Here is a 21,643-nt window from a genome sequence, read left to right as displayed (position 1 = left end):
CGACGCGAACGGCGCGCGGCGAGCCGCCGGACTCCGGCACGGGACGGCGGCTCGGCGCGGCGTTGTCCATGAGCGCGGTTACGTCCGCGTACCGCCCTGGAACCGGCACCAGGGAAGCACCGGTCATCGTGGGTGCCGCCGGGCCGAACGCCCGGCACGGCGGTCGCGCCGCACCTATCGACATCCACTCGCGTAAATCACCAGGCACACAAACGAGAATGACGTTTGTCATTGCGCGAGCACAGTGCGTGATGTCACCAAGGCGCGATGAAATGAGTGGCCCTAAGTGATGACGTGAGTAACGTTTAGGAGGCACGCTTCTGGGACAGCCCCTCAGCCTCCACACGATATGGCGACCCTAAATTCCTTTATACCGGGCGAGCCATGATCCAGTCACCGTATTCCCCGACATTCGTTAATGACTCGGCTCGATGCGTGGCCATCAGTGCATGTCCGGTCGAATCGCGCGGATCGGCGCTACCGACGGCCGACGGGGTCGACGACGCCGCCGGCACCCACGAGGCGCGCCGCGGCCTCCGGCCGCCGGCCCCTTGGCGGAACTTGTCGGTGTCGCCAGGCAGGATGAGGGCGTGACGACCACCGCCCGCCCCTACACGACCACGCTGGACGCGGTCCTGGAACGGTTGACCTACGTCAACGAGGAGACGGGCTACACCGTCGCGCGGGTGGCCACCGACCGCAGCAGTGACCTGCTCACGGTCGTCGGCGCGCTGCTGGGGGCGCAGCCGGGTGAGAGTCTGCGGCTGGTGGGCCGCTGGTCGAGCCACCCGAAGTTCGGCCGGCAGTTCGAGGTCGAGTCCTACACGACCGTGCTGCCCGCCACGATCCAGGGCATCCAGCGCTATCTCGGCTCCGGTCTGGTGAAGGGCATCGGCCCGGTGTTCGCCGAACGCATCGTCGGCCACTTCGGCCTGGACACGCTGCGCGTCATCGAAGAGGAGCCGGCCCGGCTGATCGAGGTGCCCGGTCTGGGGCCCAAACGCACCGCGAAGATCACCGCGGCCTGGGCCGAGCAGAAGTCCATCAAGGAGGTGATGGTCTTCCTCCAGGGGGTCGGGGTGTCCACCTCGTTGGCGGTGCGCATCTTCAAGCAGTACGGCGACGCCTCCATCTCGGTGGTGCGCAACGAGCCGTACCGGCTGGCGGCCGACGTCTGGGGCATCGGGTTCAAGACCGCCGACACGATCGCCCAGGCCGTCGGCATCCCCCATGACAGCCCGGACCGGGTGAAGGCCGGCCTGCAGTACACCTTGTCGGAGGCGACCGACTCGGGCCACTGCTACCTGCCGCAGCCGCAACTGGTCGCCGACGCCATGAAGATCCTCGCCGTGCCGGCCGACCTGATCACGACCTGCCTCGACGAGCTGGCCGCCGCCGAGGGCGTCGTCCGGGAAACGCTGCCGGGGCCGGACGGTCCGGTGCCGGCGGTCTACCTCGTTCCCTTCCACCGCGCCGAGACGTCGCTCGCCGGCTCCCTGCTGCGGCTGCTGCACCACCGGGCCGACCGGATGCCCCACTTCGGCGACGTCGACTGGGGCAAGGCGCTCGGCTGGCTGCACCGCCAGACCGGAGCCGACCTCGCGCCCGAGCAGGAGGAGGCCGTACGGCTGGCGCTCACCAGCAAGGTGGCCGTGCTCACCGGCGGGCCCGGCTGCGGCAAGAGCTTCACCGTCCGCTCCATCGTGACCCTCGCCGCCGCCAAGAGAGCGAAGATCACCCTGGTGGCCCCGACCGGGCGGGCCGCCAAGCGGCTGGCCGAGCTGACCGGCCATCCGGCCGCCACCGTGCACCGGCTCCTCCAGCTGCGGCCCGGCGGCGACCCGTCGTTCGACCGCGACAATCCCCTCGACGTCGACCTGCTCGTCGTCGACGAAGCCTCCATGCTCGACCTGATCCTGGCCAACAAGCTGGTCAAGGCCGTGCCGCCGGGCGCGCACGTGCTGCTGGTGGGCGACGTCGACCAGCTGCCCTCGGTCGGCGCCGGGGAGGTCCTGCGCGACCTGCTCACCGCCGACGCCATCCCCCGGGTGCGGCTGACCCGGATCTTCCGGCAGGCCGCGCAGTCCGGCGTCGTGACGAACGCGCACCGCATCAACGCCGGCAAGCCGCCGATCACCACCGGCCTGGCCGACTTCTTCCTGTTCCCCTGCGACGACAGCGAGGCGACCGCGCCGCTGACCGTGGAGGTCGCCTACCGGCGCGTCCCCGCGAAGTTCGGCCTCGATCCGCGCCGCGACATCCAGGTGCTGACGCCCATGCACCGCGGCCCGGCCGGCGCCGGCGCGCTGAACACCCTGCTCCAGCAGCAGCTCACGCCGGGCCGCGAGGGCCTGCCGGAGCGCCGGGTCGGCGGCCGGGTGTTCCGGATCGGCGACAAGGTGACCCAGATCAGAAACAACTACGACAAGGGCACGGCCGGGGTGTTCAACGGCACGCTGGGCGTGGTCACCGCGCTGTCCACCGAGGACCAGACCCTGACCGTACGCACCGACGAGGACGAGAGCATCGACTACGACTTCGACGAGCTCGACGAGCTCGCGCACGCGTACGCCATGACGATCCACCGGTCGCAGGGCTCCGAGTACCCGGCCGTCGTGATCCCGTTGACCACGAGCGCCTGGATGATGCTGCAACGCAACCTGCTGTACACGGCGGTCACCCGCGCCAAGAAACTGGTCGTGCTGGTCGGCTCCCGCCGGGCGCTCGCGGCCGCGGTGCGCACCGTCGGCGCCGGCCGCCGGCACACCGCCCTCACCCACCGGCTGGCCGAACGGTGAGCCGTCGGGACATTGTGTCCCGGCAACCTGGTGACTGCGGACAGCTGCCGGCGGGTCGGCCCGATCCATAGCGTCCCTGCCATGCCGGCGGCACCGGGCCGCCGGCCGGTACGGGAGGTTACTGATCATGGTTGCTGTCGCCGCAGCGCCCCGCACGCTCGCCCACGCGAAGGCCGCCCTGCTCACGATGGCGGTAGTGGCCGCCGGTACGGCCATCTTCGACGTCGTGGCCCACCCGCACGGGGGCACCGAACACCTGGGCTCGACCGCCGACTACGTGTTCACCGCGCTGCTCCTGCCGTTCGTCCTCGCCGCGCTGGCGGTGCTCGCCGCGCTGCACGCGGCCCAGGCGGGCCGGGACGGGCGGCTGGGCCGGGCGGGCTTCATCGTGGCGGCCGTCGGGCTCGTCGCCTTCGTACCCGTGGGCGTGCTGACGCTGGTGACCGCGGACGCCACCTCGGGCGGTCCGGTGTACCCGCTCGCGATGCTCGCTTCCCTGGTCGGCCTGGTGATGATGGCCATCGCCTGGGTGCGGGCGAAGAGCCTGCCCCGGTGGATACTGCCGGCCGTCACGTTCGGGTGGATCTTCGGTGGGCCGGTCGCCGAGGGCGGCACGCCCGGCTTCCGGGGTGCGGCGCTGATCCTCGCGGCGGTGTGCGCGGCGGTCGCCGTCACCTTGCCGGCCAGCGCTGAGACCACCGTCTGACCGAGACCGGCCGGCGGGGCCGTCTCCGATAATGACGACGTCACTCGCCGGGGAGGCAGCATGGCCGTACAAGCAGTGCCCGCGACGGCACCGCGCGCCGCGTCCGGCGACGGACCGGCGACCCGCGGGGCGCGTGCCGCGCTCTGCTGCATGGTCGTCGCCGTGGCAGCTCTCACCGGCGGCGGCGTGGCGCTGGCGGTGCTCAACGAGGTCGGCCTGCGTGCCGCGCTGGGCGAGTTCTTCGTGGCGACCACCGCCGGCGCCGTGTCGTTCGGGGTGGTCGGCGTCCTGGTGGCGGCCCGCCGGCCCGGCGTGCGCGTCGGCTGGCTGTTCTGCGCGGTGGCGGTGACGACCGCCGTGCCCGGCTTCGCCGCCCAGTACGCCCGGTACGCGCTCGTCACCCACCCGGGCGGGCTTCCGGCCGGCCGGCCCCTGGCGTGGCTGGCCGACTGGACCTGGGTGGTCGGGTACGGCCTGCTGCTGGTCGGGGTACCGCTGCTGTTCCCCGACGGGCACCTGCCGTCGCGGCGCTGGCGGCCCGTGGTGTGGCTGGGCGCGGCGGCGGCTGGCCTGACGATGGCGGGCAACGCGCTGTCGCCGGCGGCCAACCCCGATCTGCCGGAGGTCGCGAACCCCTATGCCGTCTCCGCGCTGGCCGGCCCCGCCGATGCGTTGAGCGGCGTCGGCACCCTGATGCTGATGGCCGCGACGGTCGGCGCGGTCGCGTCGCTCGTGAGCCGGTACCGGCGCGCGCCCGGGCCGCGGCGCGACCAGATCCGCTGGCTGATGTTCGGCGCCGGGGTGGTGGCGGCCGGCGCGATCGGTGTCCAGGTCGGCGGTGTCGCCGTCGGCGGCTACCGGGACCCGGTGCTGCTGGCGTACCTCGAGACCGCGATCGGACCGGCGCTGGCCGCCGCGATCGGGGTCGCGGTGCTGCGCCACCGGCTCTACGACCTCGACCTGTGGCTGAACCGGACGCTGGTGTGGTCAGCCATGACCGCTCTGGTCATCGCCGGCTACGTCGTCGTGGTCGGGTACCTCGGTGCGCAGCTCGACGTACACGGCAGCGGCGTGGGACTGATCGCGGCGGGCCTGGTCGCGGTGGCCTTCCACCCCGTACGGGAGCAGGTGCAGCGACTCGTCAACCGGATGCTTTACGGGCGCCGCGACGAGCCCTACGCGGTGCTGACCGAGCTCGGCCGCCGGCTCGAGGCCACGGTCTCCCCGCAGGAGCTGCTCGACACGATCGTCGGCACCGTACGGGAGGCGCTGCGGGTGCCGTACGCGGGGGTCGAGGTCACGGGCACGACGGGAACCACCATCCGGGCCGAGTCGGGCCAGCCGCACGCCATCGCGGCCCGGCTGCCCCTGATGTTCGGCACCGAGCACATCGGACAGCTGTCCGTCGCCGCACGGCAGCCCGGGGAGTCGCTCGGTCGGGCGGACCACCGGCTGCTGGCCGACTTCGCGCGCCAGGCGGGCGTGGCCGCCCACGCGGTACGGCTCACCACCGACCTGCGGGCCGCCCGGGAGCGGCTGGTGACCGCCCGGGAGGAGGAGCGCCGGCGGTTGCGGCGCGATCTGCACGACGGGCTGGGACCGCTGCTGGCTGTGCAGACGTTGACCGCCGACACCGTGCGGGCGTTGCTGACCACGGACGTGGCCCGGGCCGACGCGCTCCTGGTCGAGCTGCGCACCCAGGCCCAGCAGGCGGTCACCGATGTCCGCCGCATCGTGCACGACCTCCGCCCGCCGGTGCTGGACGACCGCGGCCTGGTGGCCGCGCTGCGCGAGCACGCGGCCCGCTACGGGGACGCCGCGACGCGGGTCACCGTCGCCGCCGAGCCGCTCCCCGAACTGCCGGCGGCGGTCGAGATCGCGGCGTACCGCATCGCCACCGAAGCCGTCACCAACGCCGCCCGGCACGCCGCCGCTGGTCACTGCATGGTGACCGTGGGCGTGGCCGACGGCGCCCTGCGCGTCGAGGTGAGCGACGACGGCTGCGGCATCCCGCCGGACCACCGGTCCGGAGTCGGGTTGACCTCGATGCGTGAGCGTGCCGAGGAGCTGGGCGGCGCATTCGACCTCGAAAGCCGACCGGGCACCGGCACCCGCCTGCTCGCCACCCTTCCGCTACCGGAGAGCTCATGAAACCGCTGCGCGTGCTCATCGCCGACGACCATCCGATCTACCGCGCCGGGCTGGGCACCCTCGTCGCGAGCCAGCCGGACCTTGAGCTGGTCGGCGAAGCCGTCACCGGTACGCAGGCGGTCGAGCTCGCGGTGACCGCGCGACCCGATGTCGTCCTCATGGACCTCACCATGCCGGGCCTGGACGGGATCAGCGCGACGAGCAGGATCTCGGCCGCCGCTCCGGGCGTCGCCGTGCTCGTGCTGACCATGTTCGACGACCGTGACTCGGTCCTGGCCGCGATGCGGGCGGGCGCGCGCGGCTATCTCGTCAAGGGTGCGGGCGGCGAGGACGCGGTACGCGCGATCCGGGCGGTCGCCAACGGCGAGATCATCATCGGCCCCGAGGTCGCCGGTGTCGTCCTTCAGCGGCTCACCACCGATGCGACCGGCGCCCGCCCCAGCCCGTTCCCCGATCTCACCGAACGGGAAACCGAGATCCTGCGGTTGCTCGCCGCCGGCCACACGAACGCGTCGATCGCCGAACGCGTCCATCTGTCCCACAAGACCGTACGCAACTACATTTCCAGCATCTTCCGGAAGCTGGGGGTCACCGGGCGGGTCGACGCTGTCATCAAGGCGCGCGAGGCCGGGCTCTGACCGATCGTGCCCGCCGCCGGACGACGTGTCGAACGCCACTAAGATCAACTAGCCGGTACGGCTACATGATCAGGTAATCTCACCTGCGTGAACATGGCGCTTTCGTTGGACCGGACCCCGCTCGCGGTTCGTGTCGTCGACGCGCGCCGTATCTGCTGTTGTTGACCGCCGGTCACGACAGGCCCGCGATTTCGTAGCGTTCCGCGCCGCGCCGGCCTACCCGCCGTCAGCAACCCCTGATCCACCTTCACGTCGAACCTTCACCACCGCGTCGCCGCGACCGTGCGGGACGTGGATTCACCTGCCTGGAGCCCACAGAACATGACCATTCACCACCGGTCGTCGACCGGTCGATCCCTCGCGCGCCGCCTCCGCCCGTTAGGCGTGCTGACGACCACCGCCGCCGTCGCCACGCTGCTGGCCGCCTGCGGTGGTTCGTCGAAGGCCACCACGTCGGCCAGCGGACCGGACCCCAACGCGACGATCACGGTCGGCTCGCTGAACGAGCCGACGACGCTCGACATCGTCAAGGGTGGCAACACCGGCCACGCGCAGGTGCTGCTGCGCAACGTCGTCGAGGGGCTGACCGTCCTGACCGACGACGGCAAGGTCGAGCCGCTGCTGGCCAAGTCGTGGGACGTGTCGCAGGACGGCACCGGCTACACGTTCCACCTGCAGTCCGGTGTGACCTTCTCCGACGGCACCCCGCTCAAGGCCAGCGACGTGGTGGCGGCCCTCAAGCGCGAGATCTCCGACGAGTCGACCAGCGCCCGCAAGAAGAACCTCTCGATCATGAAGACGATCGAGGCGCCGGACGACAGCACGGTCAAGGTCACCCTGTCGACGCCGTCGCAGTCGTTCCTGTTCTACCTGACGAGCGTCGGAGCGGCCGTCGAGAAGCCCAACGCCGGCGGCTCCGGGACGACGGTGGTCGGCACCGGCCCGTACACCCTGACCTCCTGGAAGCAGGGCGACTCGATCACGCTGACCCGCAACGACAAGTACTGGGGCACCAAGGCCAAGAACAAGCAGGTCGTGTACCGCTTCTTCAAGGACGCCACCGCCGAGAACAACGCCCTGCTCGCCGGCCAGCTCGACCTGGTGACCCAGGTGACCTCGCCCGACGCGCTCACCCAGTTCGAGAACCGGTCGGACTTCTCCATCGTCGAGGGCACGTCGACGACGAAGGAGCTGTTCAACTTCAACGACGCCGTCGCCCCGTTCAACAACCCCGACGTCCGGCACGCCATCCGGCAGGCCACCGACCGCAAGGCGCTGCTGAAGGCGGTGTGGGCCAACCGGGGCCGGATCCTCGGCTCGATGGTGCCGCCCACCGACCCCTGGTACGAGGATCTCACCAGCATCGACGACCACAACGTGGCGAGCGCCAAGCAGCTGCTGGCCAAGGCCGGACACCCGAACGGGCTGTCCTTCACCGTCGACTACGTGCCCTCTGACGAGATCAACATCATCGCGCAGGGGCTGAAGAGCCAGCTGGCCCAGGCCGGCATCACCATCACGCTCAACCCGGTCGACGACGCGACGTGGACCGACAAGGTCTACAAGAACCACAACTTCCAGGCCACGATCATGAACCACGTCAACCAGCGGGACCTGGTCTGGTACGGCGACCCGACGTTCTACTGGCAGTACGACAACCCGCAGGTGCAGCAGTGGGTCAAGGACTCCGAGACCGCGCCGACGCCCGACCAGCAGACCGCGCTGCTGAAGAAGGTCGCCCGGCAGATCTCCGAGGACGCGGCGAGTGACTGGCTGTTCCTCGACCCGGCGATCAAGGTCGCGAGCACCTCGGTCAGCGGGTACCAGAAGAACCTCACCACGGACAGCTTCTATGTCGCGCCGATCACCAAGCGCTAGGCGGTAACCGGTGCTCGGCTACCTCGTCCGTCGGGTCGCCTGGCTGCTCGGTTCGCTGTTCGTCGCGGGATCCGCGGTGTTCTTCCTGCTCCGCGTCCTGCCCGGGGACCCGGCCGTCACCCTGCTGGCGGTCGGGTCCTCCCCGGACCAGCTGGCTGCGGTCCGCCACCGGCTCGGCACCGACCGGCCCCTGCTCGTGCAGTACGGCCACTGGTTCGGCGACCTGCTGGCGGGCAACCTCGGCGCCAGCCTGTTCACCAGGACCCCGGTACTCGACCAGATCGCCGGCCGGCTGCCGGTTACCGTGCCGCTGGCGCTGAGCGCGTTCGTACTCTCGCTTCTGGTGGCCGTGCCGATCGGCGTGTTCGCCGCGGTACGGCGCCACGGCGCGCTCGGGCTCGCGGTGTCGACCCTGGCGCAGCTCGGCATCGCCCTGCCCGTCTTCTGGGTCGGCATCGTGGTCGTCTGGCTGGTCGCGGTGCGGTGGCGGGTACTGCCGCCGGGCGGGTTCCCGCGCACCGGGTGGCAGGATCCGGCGGCCGCCGTGCAGTCGCTGGTGCTGCCGGTGGCGACGTTGACCATCGCGCAGGGCTCCGTCCTGGTGCGCTACGTACGCTCGGCGACGCTCGACGTGCTCAGCCAGGAGTACGTGCGCACCGCCCGCTCCCTCGGGTACAGCCTGCCGCGGGCGCTCCTGCGCCACGGGCCACGCAACGGCGCCGCGACCGTGGTCCAGATCCTGGGCATCCTGCTGGCCAGCTCGCTGCTGGGCACCGTCGTCATCGAGAGCGTCTTCGCCCTGCCCGGCCTGGGCTCGCTGCTGCTGACCAGCGTGAAGGCGCGCGACCTTCCGGTGGTGCAGGGCACGGTCTTCGCCATGACTGCCACCGTGCTGGTGGTCGGGCTCGTCGTCGACGTCGTGCAGCGGCTGGTCGACCCCAGGTTGCGAGGTCAGGCATGAGTACGCCACTGATCGACACGGTCGACGCGGTCGAGACGGTCGACGCCCCGGCCCGGCGGCGCGGCGCACGCTCGCCGTCGCTCATCGTCGGGTCGGTGCTGCTGCTCGTCATCGTCGCCCTCGCCGTGGTGTCGCTGGTATGGACGCCGTACCCGCTGGACCACACCGATCCGGCGGCCCGGCTGGCCGGCCCGTCCGCGCCGCACTGGGCGGGTACCGACCGCCTCGGCCGCGACCAGTTCACCCAGCTGATGCTCGGCGCCCGCACCGCGGTGTGGATCGGGCTGTCCTCGGTCGCCGTGGCGTTCGTCATCGGCGTACCGCTGGGCCTGCTCGCGGCGGCCGCCGGCCGGTTCGTCGAGAACGCCGTCATCGGCGTGATCGACATCGTGATCGCCTTCCCGACCCTGCTGCTGGCGATGCTGCTGGTCACCGTGTACGGCGCGTCGACCGCGGTGGCGATCAGCGCGATCGGGATCGGCGTCTCCGCCGAGGTCGCCCGGTTGACCCGGATCTCGGCGAGCCGGGTGTTCACCCAGGACTACGTGCTCGCCGCGCGTACCTGCGGCACCGGACCGCTGATGATCCTGGTCCGGCACGTCCTGCCCAACATCTGGCACACCCTGCTGGTGCAGGCCACCCTCGCGTTCGGCGTCGCGGTCATCGCCGAGGCGTCACTGTCGTACCTCGGCCTCGGCACCCCGCCGCCCGCGCCGTCGTGGGGCCGCATGCTCCAGGAGGCGCAGTCGACCGTCGCCGTCGCCCCGTGGAACGTCCTGCTGCCCGGACTCGCCGTCGCCGTCGCGGTCATCGGGGTCAACCTGCTCGGCGACGGCCTGCGGGAGGTCCTCGACCCGCAGCTACGCACACGAAGGCGGGCGACGGGCCGATGACCGTGCTGGAGACCACCGGACTGAGCATCGCGCTCGATCGCGAGCCGCTGGTCCGCGACGTCAGCTTCGCCCTGGACACCCGCGACCGGGTCGGGCTCATCGGCGAGTCCGGCTCGGGCAAGTCACTGACCGCCCTGGCCCTGCTGGGCCTGCTGCCAGCGGGCATGCGCGCGAGCGGCCGCATCGTCATCGACGGCCGGGACTACCTCGGCGCGCCCGACCGGCAGTGGCGGCGGGTACGCGGACGTACGGTCAGCATCGTCTTCCAGGAGCCGCTGACCGCCCTCGACCCGCTGATGCCGGTCGGCCGCCAGATCGCCGGCCCGCTGCGCCTGCACCAGGGGCTCAACCGCAGCGACGCCGAGCGCCGCGCGATCGAGTGGTGCGAGCGGGTCCACCTGCCCGACCCGGCGCGGCTGGTACGGGCGCTGCCGCACGAGATCTCCGGTGGCCAGCGGCAGCGCGTAGCCCTCGCGATGGCACTCGCCTGCCGGCCCCGGGTGCTCATCGCCGACGAGCCGACGACCGCGCTGGACGTGACCGTACAGGCGCAGATCCTCGCGCTGCTCGACGAGCTGATCGAGGAGACCGGCGTGGCGCTGCTGTTCATCAGCCACGACCTGCCGGTCGTCGCCGGCCTGGCCCGCCACCTCCTGGTCATGCGCGACGGCCGGCTGGTCGAGTCGGGCCCGGTCGACGACGTGCTGCGCCGGCCCCGCTCGGACTACGCCCGGCAGCTCGTGACGAGCGCCGCCCGGGTGACCCGGCTGGCCCGTCCGGCCGGCGGTGGGGAGGACCGATGAGCGAGCCCATGCCGGCCGAAGGCCGCGAGCCGATCCTGAGCGGACACCAGCTCACCCGGCAGTTTGCCGGCCGCAGCCACCGCGCGCTGGACGGGGTGGACGTCGCCGTGCGGCCCGGGGTGAGCCTCGGCATCGTCGGTGAGTCGGGTGCCGGGAAGTCCACCCTGCTCCGGCTGCTGCTCGGCGTGGACCGCCCGACCTCGGGCGAGGTCCGTTTCGCCGGTCAGCCCCTCGACCGGGCCCGGTCGCGGGAGTTCCGCCGGCAGGTCCAGGTCGTGTTCCAGGACCCCCGGTCGTCGCTCAACCCCCGCATGTCGGTCGCGTCGATCGTCGCCGAGCCGCTGCGCTCCCTGCGCATCGGCGGCGACCGCGCGGCCCGCTCCGCGCGGGTCGCCGAGGTGCTGACCGCGGTGGGGCTGCGCCCGGAGGACGGGCGGCGCTACCCGCACGAGTTCTCCGGCGGTCAGCGCCAGCGGATCGCCATCGCGCGGGCGCTCGCCCCGGCCCCACGTGTCCTGCTCGCCGACGAACCCGTCAGCGCGCTCGACGTCTCGGTCCGACTGCAGATCATCGACCTGCTCCGCGACCTCGTCGACCGGCTCGGGCTCACGCTGGTCCTGGTCTCGCACGACCTCGCCATCGTCAGCCAGCTCTGCCCGGAGGTGCTGGTGATGCGCCACGGTCGGGTCGTCGAGCGCGGCGCGACCGCGGATGTGCTGACCCGGCCCGTCGACGGGTACACCCGGGCCCTGCTGGCGGCCATCCCGCAGCTGCCCACCGACCTCGTGGAGGAACAGTGACCTTTGTAGATGAATGGCAGGACTGGCACGCCGGCCGGGAGGCGGCCGTGTCCGCGCCCGGCGGCGATCTCACGCTGACCGGCACGCACTGGCTGGTCGGTCGTACCGGGATCGAGGGGCTCCCCGGCACCTGGTGGGCCGACGGGACAGGGGTGCGGGTCTCCGGCGCGGACGGACTGCTCGTCGACGGAGCGCCGACCGCCGAGGGCCTCCTGCGGGCCGACCAGCGGCTCATGGTGGGCGATGTCGAGCTGAAGATCATCCGACGCGGCGACGACCTGGCCGTGCGCACGTACGATCCGCACGCGCCGGCGGTGGCCCGGTTCGCCGGCATCGACGCGTTCGCGCCCGACCCCGCGTGGGTGGTGAGCGCCGAGTTCACCCCGGCCGAGGGCGGGCGTACGCTGCGCACCGCGCACAGCCACTCCGACCGGCTGGTGGACTATCCGGTGGTCGGCACGTTCACGTTCACCGTGGACGGCCGGCAGGCCGACCTCGTGGCGCTCTACACCGGCCACGAGGGCGAAGCGCACATCACCTTCCGCGACGCCACCAGTGGGCGGGAAAGCTACGGCGCGGCCCGCTTCCTGTTCGTGCCGCTGCCGCCGACGGCGGGGCCGGTGACGCTGGACTTCAACCGGACCACCCTGCCGCCCTGCGCGTTCTCGGACGCCTTCATCTGCCCGCTTCCGCCGCCGGGGAACGTGCTGCCGTTCGCGGTACGCGCCGGCGAGAAGGTGGTCTGCTAGATCTTGGACACTCAGCGGGGCTATGACCCCGCTAGCTGTCCAAGATCTCGGAAAGTCGGGTAGTCGATCCGCGATCCACCGGCACTACGACGTGATCGGGAGGAACGCATGGCACTCGACAGCCCGACTGAACTGTTCCGTTACGAGCTGTCCGGCGCGCTGGACGCGGAGAAGAAGGCCACGGCGTGGCGGGATGAGATCGCCGGCCAGCTCCGCGACAGCGGGCTGCAGCAGATCGCCCGTACCGAGCAGCAGGAAGGCCACCGGCGGATCGAGAACCTGGAGGCGTGCTTCGCGGCTCTGGGCGCCCGGGCGGGTGAGGTCTCCGGCCTGACCGTCGACGGCGCCCGCGCGGAGTTCAAGCAGTTCATGAGCCAGCAGCCCGCCCCCGATACGCGCGAGATCTACGCGGTGGGCAGCCTGCTGAAGATGTCGCACGTCGGGGTGGCAGCCTACCGGGGGCTCGTCGACAAGGCGTTGGCCATGGGACAGGCCCGATGCGCCCAACTCCTGCGGCGCAACCTGGTCATGAAAGCGGACAGCATCGGCCGGCTGGAGCGGATCAGCTACGAGCTCAGCGAGCGGGTCATGGCGACCGCCTAGGGCCGCCCGGGCGGCGACACCGTGACGACCGCCGCAGACCGAAGCCGCGAGGACGACGAACCTCTGTAGGGCCGCGCTACATACCCCGGCCCAACGCGCTCGCGACCGGGTCGGCGTCGGCCACCGGCTGCGCGAACTGCGCGTGGTAGAGGCGGTGATAGGCGCCGCCGGCCGCGAGCAGTTCGTCGTGCGTGCCCTGCTCGACGATCCGGCCGCTCTCCATGACCAGGATCAGGTCGGCGTCGCGGATCGTCGACAGCCGGTGGGCGATCACGAAGCTGGTCCGGTCGGAGCGCAGCGCGGCCATGGCCCGCTGCACCAGCACCTCGGTACGGGTGTCCACCGAACTGGTGGCCTCGTCCAGGATCAGCAGCGACGGGTTGGACAGGAACGCCCGCGCGATGGTGATGAGCTGCTTCTCGCCGGCGCTGACGTTGCCACCTTCGGCGTCGATGACGGTGTCGTACCCGTCGGGCAGGCTGCGCACGAACCGGTCGACGAAGGCCGCCTTCGCCGCGGCGAGGATCTCGTCGGAGCTCGCGGTCGGATCGCCGTACGCGATGTTGTCCCTGATCGTCCCGCCGAACAGCCAGGTGTCCTGCAGGACCATGCCGATCCGGCCGCGCAGGTCGTCGCGGCGCAGGTCGGTGATGTCGACGCCGTCGAGGGTGATCCGCCCGGCGTCCAGCTCGTAGAACCGCATGATCAGGTTGACCAGGGTGGTCTTGCCGGCGCCGGTCGGCCCGACGATCGCGACGGTGTGGCCCGGCTCGGCCACCAGCGACAGGTCCTCGATCAGCGGCTTGTCGGGCGAGTACCGGAACGAGACGTGCTCGAACTCGACCCGGCCGTGCGCGTCGGCGATCCGGGCCGGCGTCGCCGGGTCGGGCGTCTGCTCCGGCGCGTCGAGCAGGTCGAACACCCGCTCCGCGGAGGCGACCCCGGACTGCAGCAGGTTCGCCATCGACGCGACCTGGGTCAGCGGCTGGGTGAACTGGCGCGAGTACTGGATGAACGCCTGCACGTCGCCCAGGCTCATCGCCCCCGACGCCACGCGCAGGCCGCCGACCACGGCGATCGCCACGTAGCTGAGGTTCCCGATGAACATCATCGCCGGCATGATGATGCCCGAGACGAACTGGGCGCCGAAGCTGGCCTCGAACAGCTCGTCGTTCTTGGCGGCGAAAGCCTCCTCGACGTCGCGGCGGCGACCGAACACCTTGACCAGCTCGTGGCCGGTGAACGCCTCCTCGATCTGGCCGTTCAGCGCGCCGGTGTGCGTCCACTGCGCGATGAACTGCTTCTGCGAACGCTTCGCGATCCGCTTGGTGACCACCATGGACAGTGGTATCGCCAGCAGCGCGATCACGGCCAGCAGGGGCGAGATCACCATCATCATGACGAGCACGCCGACGACGGTCAGCAGCGATGTCAGCAGTTGGCTGAGCGTCTGCTGCAGGCTCTGGGCGATGTTGTCGATGTCGTTGGTGACCCGGCTGAGCAGCTCACCGCGCGGCTGCCGGTCGAAGTAGGGCAACGGCAGCCGGTTGAGCTTGTCCTCGACGTCGGCGCGCAGCTTCAGGATGGTGCGCTGGACGACGCCGTTGAGCAGGTACCCCTGCAGCCAGCCGAGCAGGCTGGCGGCCAGGTACAGGCCCATGGCGAGCAGCAGCACCTGCCCGAGGTGGGTGAAGTCGATGCCCACGCCCGGCACCACCTTCAGGTGCGCGAGCAGGTCGGCCAGGTGCGGGTTCCCGTGCGCCCGGGCGGCGTCGACGGCCTGCTGCAGGGTCGAGCCGGCAGGCATGCGCTTGCCGATGACCCCGGCGAAGATGATGTCCGTGGCGCGGCCGAGGATCTTCGGCCCGACGACGCTGAAGGTGACGCTGACGACGGCGAGCGCGATGACCGCGAGCAGTTGCCGGCGCTGCGGCCGGAGCCGCCCGATCAACCGCCGGGCCGAGGGGCCGAAGTTCATCGCCTTCTCGGTCGGCATCCCCGCGCCCATCCACGGCGGTCCACCGCCGCGCGCCCGCTGGCCGGCGGCCGGGAGGCGGGCGGGTCCACCGCCGGGCCCGGCGGGTCCACCACCGGCCCCAGCGGGTCCGCCGCCGGGCCCCGCGGGCCGACCGCCGCCCGGCAGCGGCCGAGGTGCCGTGCCCGCGCCTGTGCCACTCATGCCGGTACCTCCGCGGTCAGCTGGGATTCGACGATCTCCGCGTACGTCGGACAGGTGTCGAGCAGATCCGCGTGCCGGCCGGTGCCCACGACGCCGCCGGCGTCGAGCACGATGATCTGGTCGGCGTCGAGGATGGTGGAGACGCGCTGGGCGACGATCACGACGGCGGCGTCGGCGGTGACCGGCCGCAGCGCCGCCCGCAGCCGGGCGTCGGTGGCCAGGTCCAGCGCCGAGAACGAGTCGTCGAACAGGTAGATCTCCGGCTGTCGCACCAGGGCGCGGGCGATGGCCAGCCGCTGGCGCTGGCCACCGGAGACGTTGGTCCCGCCCTGCGCGATCGGCGCGTCGAGCCCGCCCGGCATGGCCTCGACGAACTCCCGGGCCTGCGCGATCTCGAGGCAGTCCCACAGCTCCTCGTCGGTGGCGTCGGGGTTGCCGTAACGCAGGTTGCTGGCCACCGTCCCGGAGAACAGGTACGGCTTCTGCGGCACGATCCCGATCCGGCTCCACAGCAGGTCCGGGTCCAGCTCCCGCACATCGACACCGTCGACGAGCACGCTGCCTCCGGTCACGTCGAACAGCCGCGGCACCAGCGACAGCAGGGTCGTCTTGCCGGCGCCGGTGCTGCCGATGATCGCCGTGGTGCGCCCGGCCCCGGCGCGGAACGAGATGTCCCGCAGCACCGGCGCGGCGGCGCCCGGGTACTGGAACTGCACGCCGCGCAGCTCCAGGACACCTCTGTCCGGTAGCTCGGTCACCGGGTGGCGGGGCGGGGCGACCGACGGCTCGGTGTCGAGCACCTCGACGATCCGCTCGGCGCACACCGCCGCACGCGGGACCATCATGAGCATGAAGGTCGCCATCATGACCGACATCAGGATCTGCATCAGGTAGTTGAGGAAGGCGGTCAACGCGCCGATCTGGATCTGCCCGGCGTCGACCCGGGAGGCGCCGAACCACAGCACAGCCACGCTGGAGGAGTTGAGGACCAGCATCACGACCGGGAAGATGAGGGCCATCAGCCGGCCGGCCCGCAGTGCGGTCGCGGTCAGGTCGGCGTTGGCGGCGCCGAAGCGCTCCACCTCGTACGGTTCGCGGACGAAGGCCCGCACGACGCGGATGCCGGCGATCTGCTCGCGCAGCACCCGGTTGACGGCGTCGATGCGGGTCTGCATCAACCGGAACTGCGGCACCATCCGCCGGATGATCAGACCGATGGCCACGACCAGCACCGGCACGCTGACCAGCATCAGCCAGGACAGGCCGAGATCCTCGCGCAGCGCCATGATCACGCCGCCGACGCACATGATCGGCGCCGCGACCAGCATGGTGCAGGTCAGCACCACCAACATCTGCACCTGCTGCACGTCGTTGGTGTTGCGCGTGATCAGCGAGGGCGCGCCGAACTGCGCGACCTCACGGGTCGAGAACTCGCCGATGCGCCGGAAGACGGCCGCGCGGACGTCACGGCCGAACCCCATCGCGGTGCGGGCGCCGAAGTAGACCGCCGTGATCGAACAGGCGATCTGCACGGCGCTGACGAGCAGCATCCAGCCGCCGGTCCGCAGGATGTAACCGGTGTCGCCCTGCGCGATGCCCTTGTCGATGATGTCGGCGTTGAGGCTGGGCAGGTAGAGCGAGGCCATGGTGCCGACGAGCTGCAGCAGCACGACGGCCGCGAGTGGTCGCCGGTACGGCCGCAGGTAGGTGCGCAGCAGACGAGCCAACACGATGAATGACCCCCGGGGAGGAAGCACGGCGGCCGAGCCAGACCCGCGGTACCGTGACGGTTCACGCGGTAGGGAGCGGCTCAGCCGTGAGCGGGTTGCCGTCAGATCCTAGAACGTCGGCGCAACGGACTCACCGCGGTTTTCCCGCCGTCCACCGGACGTGGTCCGACTCACGCTGCCGGCGCGCGTTCCGCCGCTTCCCCGGCGACGACCCAGCCACCCCGACCGCGGCGCTTCGCGTCGTACATGGCATGGTCGGCGGCGCTCAGCAGGCGCTGGGCCGGTGGGATGTCGTCGCGGGCGGTCAGGCTGGCGGCCGAGCCCGCGGCGATGCCGATGCTGGCGCCCACGTGGTACTCGCGCGACCGGTCGGGCACCGGAGCCGCCAGCGTCCGCAGGATCCGGTCGGCGAGGTCGACGGCGGCCGCCTCGGCGACCGGCCCCGGGCAGAGGACCGCGAACTCGTCGCCGCCCAGCCGGGCCACGACGTCGGTGTCGCGCACCGTGGCGGTCAGCCGCCGCGCGACCTCGAGGAGGACGAGGTCGCCCGCCTCGTGGCCCGCCTCGTCGTTGACCTCCTTGAAGCCGTCGAGATCGACGTACAGCAGCACCGCCTCGCCGCCGGGCTCGGCCAGTAGCTGGGCGAGCCGGTCGGTGAGGGTGCGCCGGTTGACCAGGCCGGTGAGCGGGTCGTGCGCGGCGTGGTAGGCGAGCTGCTCGTGGGTGCGCTCCTGCTCCCGGACCGCGTTGGTGAACCGGGCGAGCGTGAAACCGCTGATCATCACCGTCGCGACGAGCAGCAGTACCCGCTCCCCCGCCGGTACACCGGCGGGCAGCAGCGCCATCGCCGGCGCGGTCAGCAGGCCGACGCCGAGGAACAGCACCCGGGCCGGGTGCAGCCGACTCTGGCGCCGGGCGGGTGTGGTCAGCTCGTCGCGGCCCGGGTGCAGCGCGACGGTGACCATCATCGCGTTGCCGAACATCATCAGCCCGGTGACCCGGTAGCCGATCGAGTCCGGGATCAGGTACGGGTTCAGGCTGTACCCGAGATCGGAGACGAGGATGAGCACGACGGACGTGATCAGCAGGTGGGTCGGCGCCCGGCGCGGACCCGGCGAGAACACCAGCAGCAGGACGCCGGCGAGCAGGAAGACGTCGAGCAGCGGGTAGATCGCGTTCACCACGACGGCGACGGTGTGCGCCTTGCCGTGCAGTTGCGGCACGATCAGCAGCTGCCAGCAGGCGAGCGCCGCGGCCGTGGTGAGGGTGAGCCCGTCGAGGACGGCGGCGCGCAGCTGCCCCGGCGCGCGCCATCGCGCCATCAGGACCAGTCCGGCCAGCAGCGCCGGGTAGGCCGACATCCAGAACACGTCGAACACGCCGGTGTCCGGGTCGCTGTGGAAGAGGTAGTACCCGACGTCGCCGGACAGGTCGCCGAGCAGCCAGCAGGTCTGCGCGACCGCGAGCAGGACCCACGGTCGCCGGCTGCCGGTACGCGGTCCGCGCACGGCGGCGTACCACGCCACGGCGGTCAACGGCAGGTACCCGGCGTCGTAGACCAGGGAGCCCCAGTCGTACATCGCCGTCAGCGCGACCGCCACCCCCGCCACGGCGCCGGCGGCGAGGAAGAGATATGCACGTCGTGCAGTCACAGCGGGCAGATCGGCACGTCGGGCCGCCGGTTGAGGAGGATCACCATCGATCCTGTGGCGCGGTCGCGCCGCGAGTCCTGCCGGGCCGGGCGGCGGCCGGATCCCTACGATCGGGAGGGTGCACGCGCCGCGCCGGCTGACCGGGGCGAAGGAGGTTCCAGGTGCGGATCGCCCTCTTCATCACCTGCGTCAACGACCTGCTCTACCCGGAGACGGGCAAGGCGGTCGTGCGGATCCTCGAACGGCTCGGCCACAAGGTCGAATTCCCCGACAGCCAGACCTGCTGCGGGCAGATGCACGCCAACTCGGGTTACCGCGCGGAGGCGCTGCCGCTCGTGCGCGGCTTCGTCGAGACGTTCGACCGCTACGACGCCGTCGTCGCCCCGAGCGGCTCCTGCGTGGCGATGGTGCGCGAGTCCTACCCCCGGTTCGTGCCGGCCGCCGCCGGGGTCGCGTCGCGCACGTACGAGCTGTCCGAACTCCTCGTCGACGTGCTCGGGGTCACCGACGTCGGCGCGGCCTTTCCGCACGTCGTCACGTACCACCCGACCTGTCACGGCCTGCGCGTGCTACGCCTGGGCGACAAGCCGCTGCGGTTGCTGCGCGCCGTCGCCGACCTGGAGCTGGTCGGACTGGCAGGCGCCGAGGAGTGCTGCGGCTTCGGCGGCACGTTCGCGATGAAGAACGCCGGTGTGTCCGGCGCGATGCTGGACGACAAATGTACGGCGATCGAGCAGACCGACGCCGACGTCATCGCGGCGGCGGACAACTCGTGCCTGGCCCACATCGGCGGCGGGCTGTCGCGCCGCGGCTCGCCGATCCGCGTCATGCACTACGCCGAGATCCTCGGGGGTGCGTCGTGAGTACATCGTCCGTCCCCACCGGCAGGGGACGGCTCGCCGGCCCGCTCCCCTTCCCCGACGCCGCCCGCCGCCAGCTCGCCGACGCGCAACTGCGCGTGAACCTGCGCCGGGCCACCCACACGATCCGCGACAAGCGCGCCCGCGTCGTCGCGGAGCTGCCCGACTGGGAACAGCTGCGCCTGGCCGGCAGCGCGATCAAGGCGGATGTGCTGGCGCGCCTGCCCGAGCTGCTCGTCCAGTTCGAGGACGCCGCCACCAGAGCCGGCGCGACCGTGCACTGGGCCCGCGACGCCACGGAGGCCTGCGACGTCGTCACCCGGCTGGTACGCCAGACCGGCGCCGACGAGGTCGTCAAGGTGAAGTCGATGGCCACCCAGGAGATCGAGCTGAACGAGGCGCTGGAGCGCGCCGGCATCCACGCCACCGAGACCGACCTCGCCGAGCTGATCGTGCAGCTCGCCGACGACGAGCCGTCGCACATCCTGGTGCCGGCGATCCACTACAACCGCCACCAGATCCGGGAGATCTTCGCCGGGCGGATGGGCGACGCGCCGGCCGGGCTGACCGACGACCCGCGGGCCCTGGCCGAAGCGGCCCGCCTCCACCTGCGCCGGAAGTTCCTGTCGTCGACGGTGGCGATCTCGGGGGCCAACTTCGCCGTCGCCGACACCGGCACGCTCGTCGTGGTCGAGTCCGAGGGCAACGGGCGGATGTGCCTGACCCTGCCGCAGACGCTGATCTCGGTGGTGGGCGTGGAGAAGCTGGTACCCACCTTCGGCGATCTCGAGGTCTTCCTGCAGCTGCTGCCGCGCTCGTCGACCGGTGAGCGGATGAACCCGTACACGTCGATGTGGACGGGTGTCACGCCCGGTGACGGCCCGCAGAACGTCCACATCGTGCTGGTCGACAACGGCCGCTCGGCCGTGCTGGCCGACGAGGTGGGCCGGCAGGCGCTGCACTGCATCCGGTGCTCGGCCTGCCTCAACGTCTGCCCGGTGTACGAGCGGGTCGGCGGGCACGCGTACGAGTCGGTCTATCCGGGTCCGATCGGGGCGATCCTGTCGCCGCAGCTGACCGGGGTGACCGCGAGCCCGTCGGCGAGCACCCTGCCGTGGGCCTCGTCGCTCTGCGGCGCCTGCTACGACGTCTGCCCGGTACGCATCAACATCCCCGAGGTACTGGTACACCTGCGGCAGTCCGTCGTGGACGCCCACCGCGACCGGCCGTCGCCGGAGCGTACAGCGATGCAGGCGCTGAGCTGGGTGATGGGCGACCGGCGGCGCTACGCCCGCGCGCTGCGGGCCGCCCGTCGGGGCAGCGCCCCGCTGGCCGCTGCGCTCCGCCGGCGGACGGTACGCCGGCTGCCCCCTCCCCTGTCGGGCTGGACGGCGTACCGCGACGCGCCGCTGCCGGTCGGCGAGTCGTTCCGCGACTGGTGGCGGAGGACCCGGTGACCGCCAGAGACGAGATTCTGACCCGGCTGCGCACAGCGCTCGGCCCGGCGCCGCAGGCGCCGCCGGTGCCACGCGACTACCGGGTCGACAACGACGACGCCGGCACCGCGACACTGCTGGAGACGCTGGTCGACCGGCTCGCGGACTACCGGACCGAGGTGACCCGCTGCCGGCCGCCGGAGCTCGCCGCGTCGATCGGCCTGGCCCTCGTCGAGGTCAGGCGCCTGGCCGTGCCGACCGACGTACCGGCCGACTGGCTGTCGGCGTACCCGGGGACGGTGGTGAAGGACGGCCCGCAGCCGCTCACGGTGGTCGACCTCGACGGTGTCGACGCGGTGCTGACCGGGTGCGCGGTCGCGATCGCGGAGACCGGAACGCTCGTGCTCGACGGGGGCGCGGCGCAGGGCCGGCGCGCCCTCACGCTGGTGCCCGACCGCCACGTCTGCGTCGTGGCCGCCGACCAGGTGGTCGGTGGCGTGCCGGCGGGATTGCGACGGCTGACGCCGACCCGGCCGCTGACGTTCATCTCCGGCCCCTCGGCGACCAGTGACATCGAGCTCAGGCGGGTCGAGGGTGTGCACGGTCCGCGCCGGCTACACGTGATCGTCGTCGAGCCGGCGTGACGGTCACCGTCGCGGCGGCGCTACGACGGCTGCACGGCAGGCCCCGGGGGCGATGTGCCGCACGATGACGGCCGTGCGGTGACCGCGTGGCACGTCGATATGGACATTACGAACATTTACCGTGTACCGGTGCAACGAGTTGAACGTTCTGGATACCGGCCG

The 21,643-nt window shown here is 71.8% G+C and carries 17 protein-coding genes; 14 read left to right on the top strand and 3 right to left on the bottom strand.

Features of this window, described 5'->3' with window-relative positions:
• Nucleotides 1-590 precede the first annotated feature (590 nt).
• The 11 genes from recD2 to HC031_RS31320 all read left to right on the top strand — a co-directional run bounded on the left by recD2 (nt 591) and on the right by HC031_RS31320 (nt 12,980).
• On the top strand, nt 591-2,798 hold the full coding sequence (recD2, locus tag HC031_RS31370) for an SF1B family DNA helicase RecD2 (RefSeq protein ID WP_338090928.1): 2,208 nt from the start codon (nt 591-593) through the stop codon (nt 2,796-2,798).
• 127 nt (nt 2,799-2,925) lie between these two features.
• Nucleotides 2,926-3,504 (top strand): hypothetical protein, encoded by a 579-nt coding sequence (locus HC031_RS31365; RefSeq protein ID WP_167929083.1) that lies wholly within the window; start codon nt 2,926-2,928, stop codon nt 3,502-3,504.
• Between the two features lie 60 nt (nt 3,505-3,564).
• A complete protein-coding gene (locus tag HC031_RS31360) occupies nt 3,565-5,655 on the top strand; it encodes a sensor histidine kinase (RefSeq protein WP_167929082.1) in 2,091 nt (696 codons plus the stop codon).
• Entirely contained in the window at nt 5,652-6,293 is a 642-nt protein-coding gene (locus tag HC031_RS31355) for a response regulator (protein ID WP_167929081.1), read from the top strand. Before HC031_RS31360 ends, HC031_RS31355 begins: the two co-directional genes overlap by 4 nt.
• Before the next feature lie 384 nt (nt 6,294-6,677).
• Entirely contained in the window at nt 6,678-8,171 is a 1,494-nt protein-coding gene (locus tag HC031_RS31350) for an ABC transporter substrate-binding protein (RefSeq protein WP_338090927.1), read from the top strand.
• A 10-nt stretch (nt 8,172-8,181) separates the two neighbouring features.
• The gene (locus HC031_RS31345; RefSeq protein ID WP_167929079.1) at nt 8,182-9,132 is read left to right on the top strand and encodes an ABC transporter permease subunit; all 951 of its coding nucleotides are present in this window, start codon (nt 8,182-8,184) and stop codon (nt 9,130-9,132) included.
• The gene (locus tag HC031_RS31340) at nt 9,129-10,025 is read left to right on the top strand and encodes an ABC transporter permease (protein ID WP_167929078.1); all 897 of its coding nucleotides are present in this window, start codon (nt 9,129-9,131) and stop codon (nt 10,023-10,025) included. The genes HC031_RS31345 and HC031_RS31340 overlap by 4 nt, the downstream gene beginning before the upstream one ends.
• Nucleotides 10,022-10,828 (top strand): ATP-binding cassette domain-containing protein, encoded by an 807-nt coding sequence (locus tag HC031_RS31335; protein ID WP_167929077.1) that lies wholly within the window; start codon nt 10,022-10,024, stop codon nt 10,826-10,828. Before HC031_RS31340 ends, HC031_RS31335 begins: the two co-directional genes overlap by 4 nt.
• Nucleotides 10,825-11,628, top strand: a complete 804-nt coding sequence (locus tag HC031_RS31330) for an ATP-binding cassette domain-containing protein (protein WP_240943270.1) — start codon at nt 10,825-10,827, stop codon at nt 11,626-11,628. The genes HC031_RS31335 and HC031_RS31330 overlap by 4 nt, the downstream gene beginning before the upstream one ends.
• Complete coding sequence (locus HC031_RS31325) at nt 11,625-12,377, top strand: DUF1684 domain-containing protein (RefSeq protein ID WP_338090926.1); 753 nt, start codon at nt 11,625-11,627, stop codon at nt 12,375-12,377. Before HC031_RS31330 ends, HC031_RS31325 begins: the two co-directional genes overlap by 4 nt.
• A 108-nt stretch (nt 12,378-12,485) precedes the next feature.
• Nucleotides 12,486-12,980 carry a DUF892 family protein gene (locus HC031_RS31320; protein WP_167929076.1) on the top strand — a complete coding sequence of 165 codons (495 nt, stop codon included), beginning with the start codon at nt 12,486-12,488 and terminating at the stop codon, nt 12,978-12,980.
• A 76-nt stretch (nt 12,981-13,056) separates the two neighbouring features.
• Here the strand turns inward: HC031_RS31320 and HC031_RS31315 are convergent, their stop codons facing one another.
• From HC031_RS31315 to HC031_RS34665, 3 genes are all read right to left on the bottom strand, one after another.
• Nucleotides 13,057-14,976 carry an ABC transporter ATP-binding protein gene (locus tag HC031_RS31315; RefSeq protein ID WP_420813716.1) on the bottom strand — a complete coding sequence of 640 codons (1,920 nt, stop codon included), beginning with the start codon at nt 14,974-14,976 and terminating at the stop codon, nt 13,057-13,059.
• 179 nt (nt 14,977-15,155) lie between these two features.
• The gene (locus HC031_RS31310; RefSeq protein WP_167929074.1) at nt 15,156-16,889 is read right to left on the bottom strand and encodes an ABC transporter transmembrane domain-containing protein; all 1,734 of its coding nucleotides are present in this window, start codon (nt 16,887-16,889) and stop codon (nt 15,156-15,158) included.
• 170 nt (nt 16,890-17,059) lie between these two features.
• Nucleotides 17,060-18,541, bottom strand: coding sequence for a diguanylate cyclase domain-containing protein (locus HC031_RS34665; protein ID WP_167929073.1), 1,482 nt, complete (start codon nt 18,539-18,541; stop codon nt 17,060-17,062).
• 161 nt (nt 18,542-18,702) lie between these two features.
• Between HC031_RS34665 and HC031_RS31300 the strand changes: the two genes are divergently transcribed.
• The 3 genes from HC031_RS31300 to HC031_RS31290 are packed head-to-tail and all read left to right on the top strand — an operon-like array spanning nt 18,703 to nt 21,481.
• Complete coding sequence (locus HC031_RS31300) at nt 18,703-19,404, top strand: heterodisulfide reductase-related iron-sulfur binding cluster (RefSeq protein ID WP_167929072.1); 702 nt, start codon at nt 18,703-18,705, stop codon at nt 19,402-19,404.
• Nucleotides 19,401-20,858: a LutB/LldF family L-lactate oxidation iron-sulfur protein gene (locus tag HC031_RS31295; RefSeq protein ID WP_167929071.1), complete on the top strand. Its 1,458-nt coding sequence runs from the start codon at nt 19,401-19,403 to the stop codon at nt 20,856-20,858. Before HC031_RS31300 ends, HC031_RS31295 begins: the two co-directional genes overlap by 4 nt.
• Nucleotides 20,855-21,481 carry an LUD domain-containing protein gene (locus HC031_RS31290; protein WP_167929070.1) on the top strand — a complete coding sequence of 209 codons (627 nt, stop codon included), beginning with the start codon at nt 20,855-20,857 and terminating at the stop codon, nt 21,479-21,481. Before HC031_RS31295 ends, HC031_RS31290 begins: the two co-directional genes overlap by 4 nt.
• The last annotated feature ends 162 nt before the right edge of the window (nt 21,482-21,643 follow it).

This window comes from Planosporangium thailandense, assembly GCF_011947195.1.
Taxonomy (GTDB): Bacteria; Actinomycetota; Actinomycetes; order Mycobacteriales; family Micromonosporaceae; genus Planosporangium; species Planosporangium thailandense.
The sequence above is the reverse complement of the archived record's forward strand: the minus strand, read 5'-3'. Positions and strand labels throughout refer to the sequence as shown.

Bases quoted from the DNA above. Each gene is read 5' to 3' on its own strand.
- HC031_RS31365 (WP_167929083.1), top strand. From the start codon at position 2,926: ATGGTTGCTGTCGCCGCAGCGCCCCGCACGCTCGCCCACGCGAAGGCC.
- HC031_RS31360 (WP_167929082.1), top strand. From the start codon at position 3,565: ATGGCCGTACAAGCAGTGCCCGCGACGGCACCGCGCGCCGCGTCCGGC.
- HC031_RS31355 (WP_167929081.1), top strand. From the start codon at position 5,652: ATGAAACCGCTGCGCGTGCTCATCGCCGACGACCATCCGATCTACCGC.
- HC031_RS31340 (WP_167929078.1), top strand. From the start codon at position 9,129: ATGAGTACGCCACTGATCGACACGGTCGACGCGGTCGAGACGGTCGAC.
- HC031_RS31335 (WP_167929077.1), top strand. From the start codon at position 10,022: ATGACCGTGCTGGAGACCACCGGACTGAGCATCGCGCTCGATCGCGAG.
- HC031_RS31330 (WP_240943270.1), top strand. From the start codon at position 10,825: ATGAGCGAGCCCATGCCGGCCGAAGGCCGCGAGCCGATCCTGAGCGGA.
- HC031_RS31320 (WP_167929076.1), top strand. From the start codon at position 12,486: ATGGCACTCGACAGCCCGACTGAACTGTTCCGTTACGAGCTGTCCGGC.
- HC031_RS31315 (WP_420813716.1), bottom strand. From the start codon at position 14,976: ATGCCGACCGAGAAGGCGATGAACTTCGGCCCCTCGGCCCGGCGGTTG.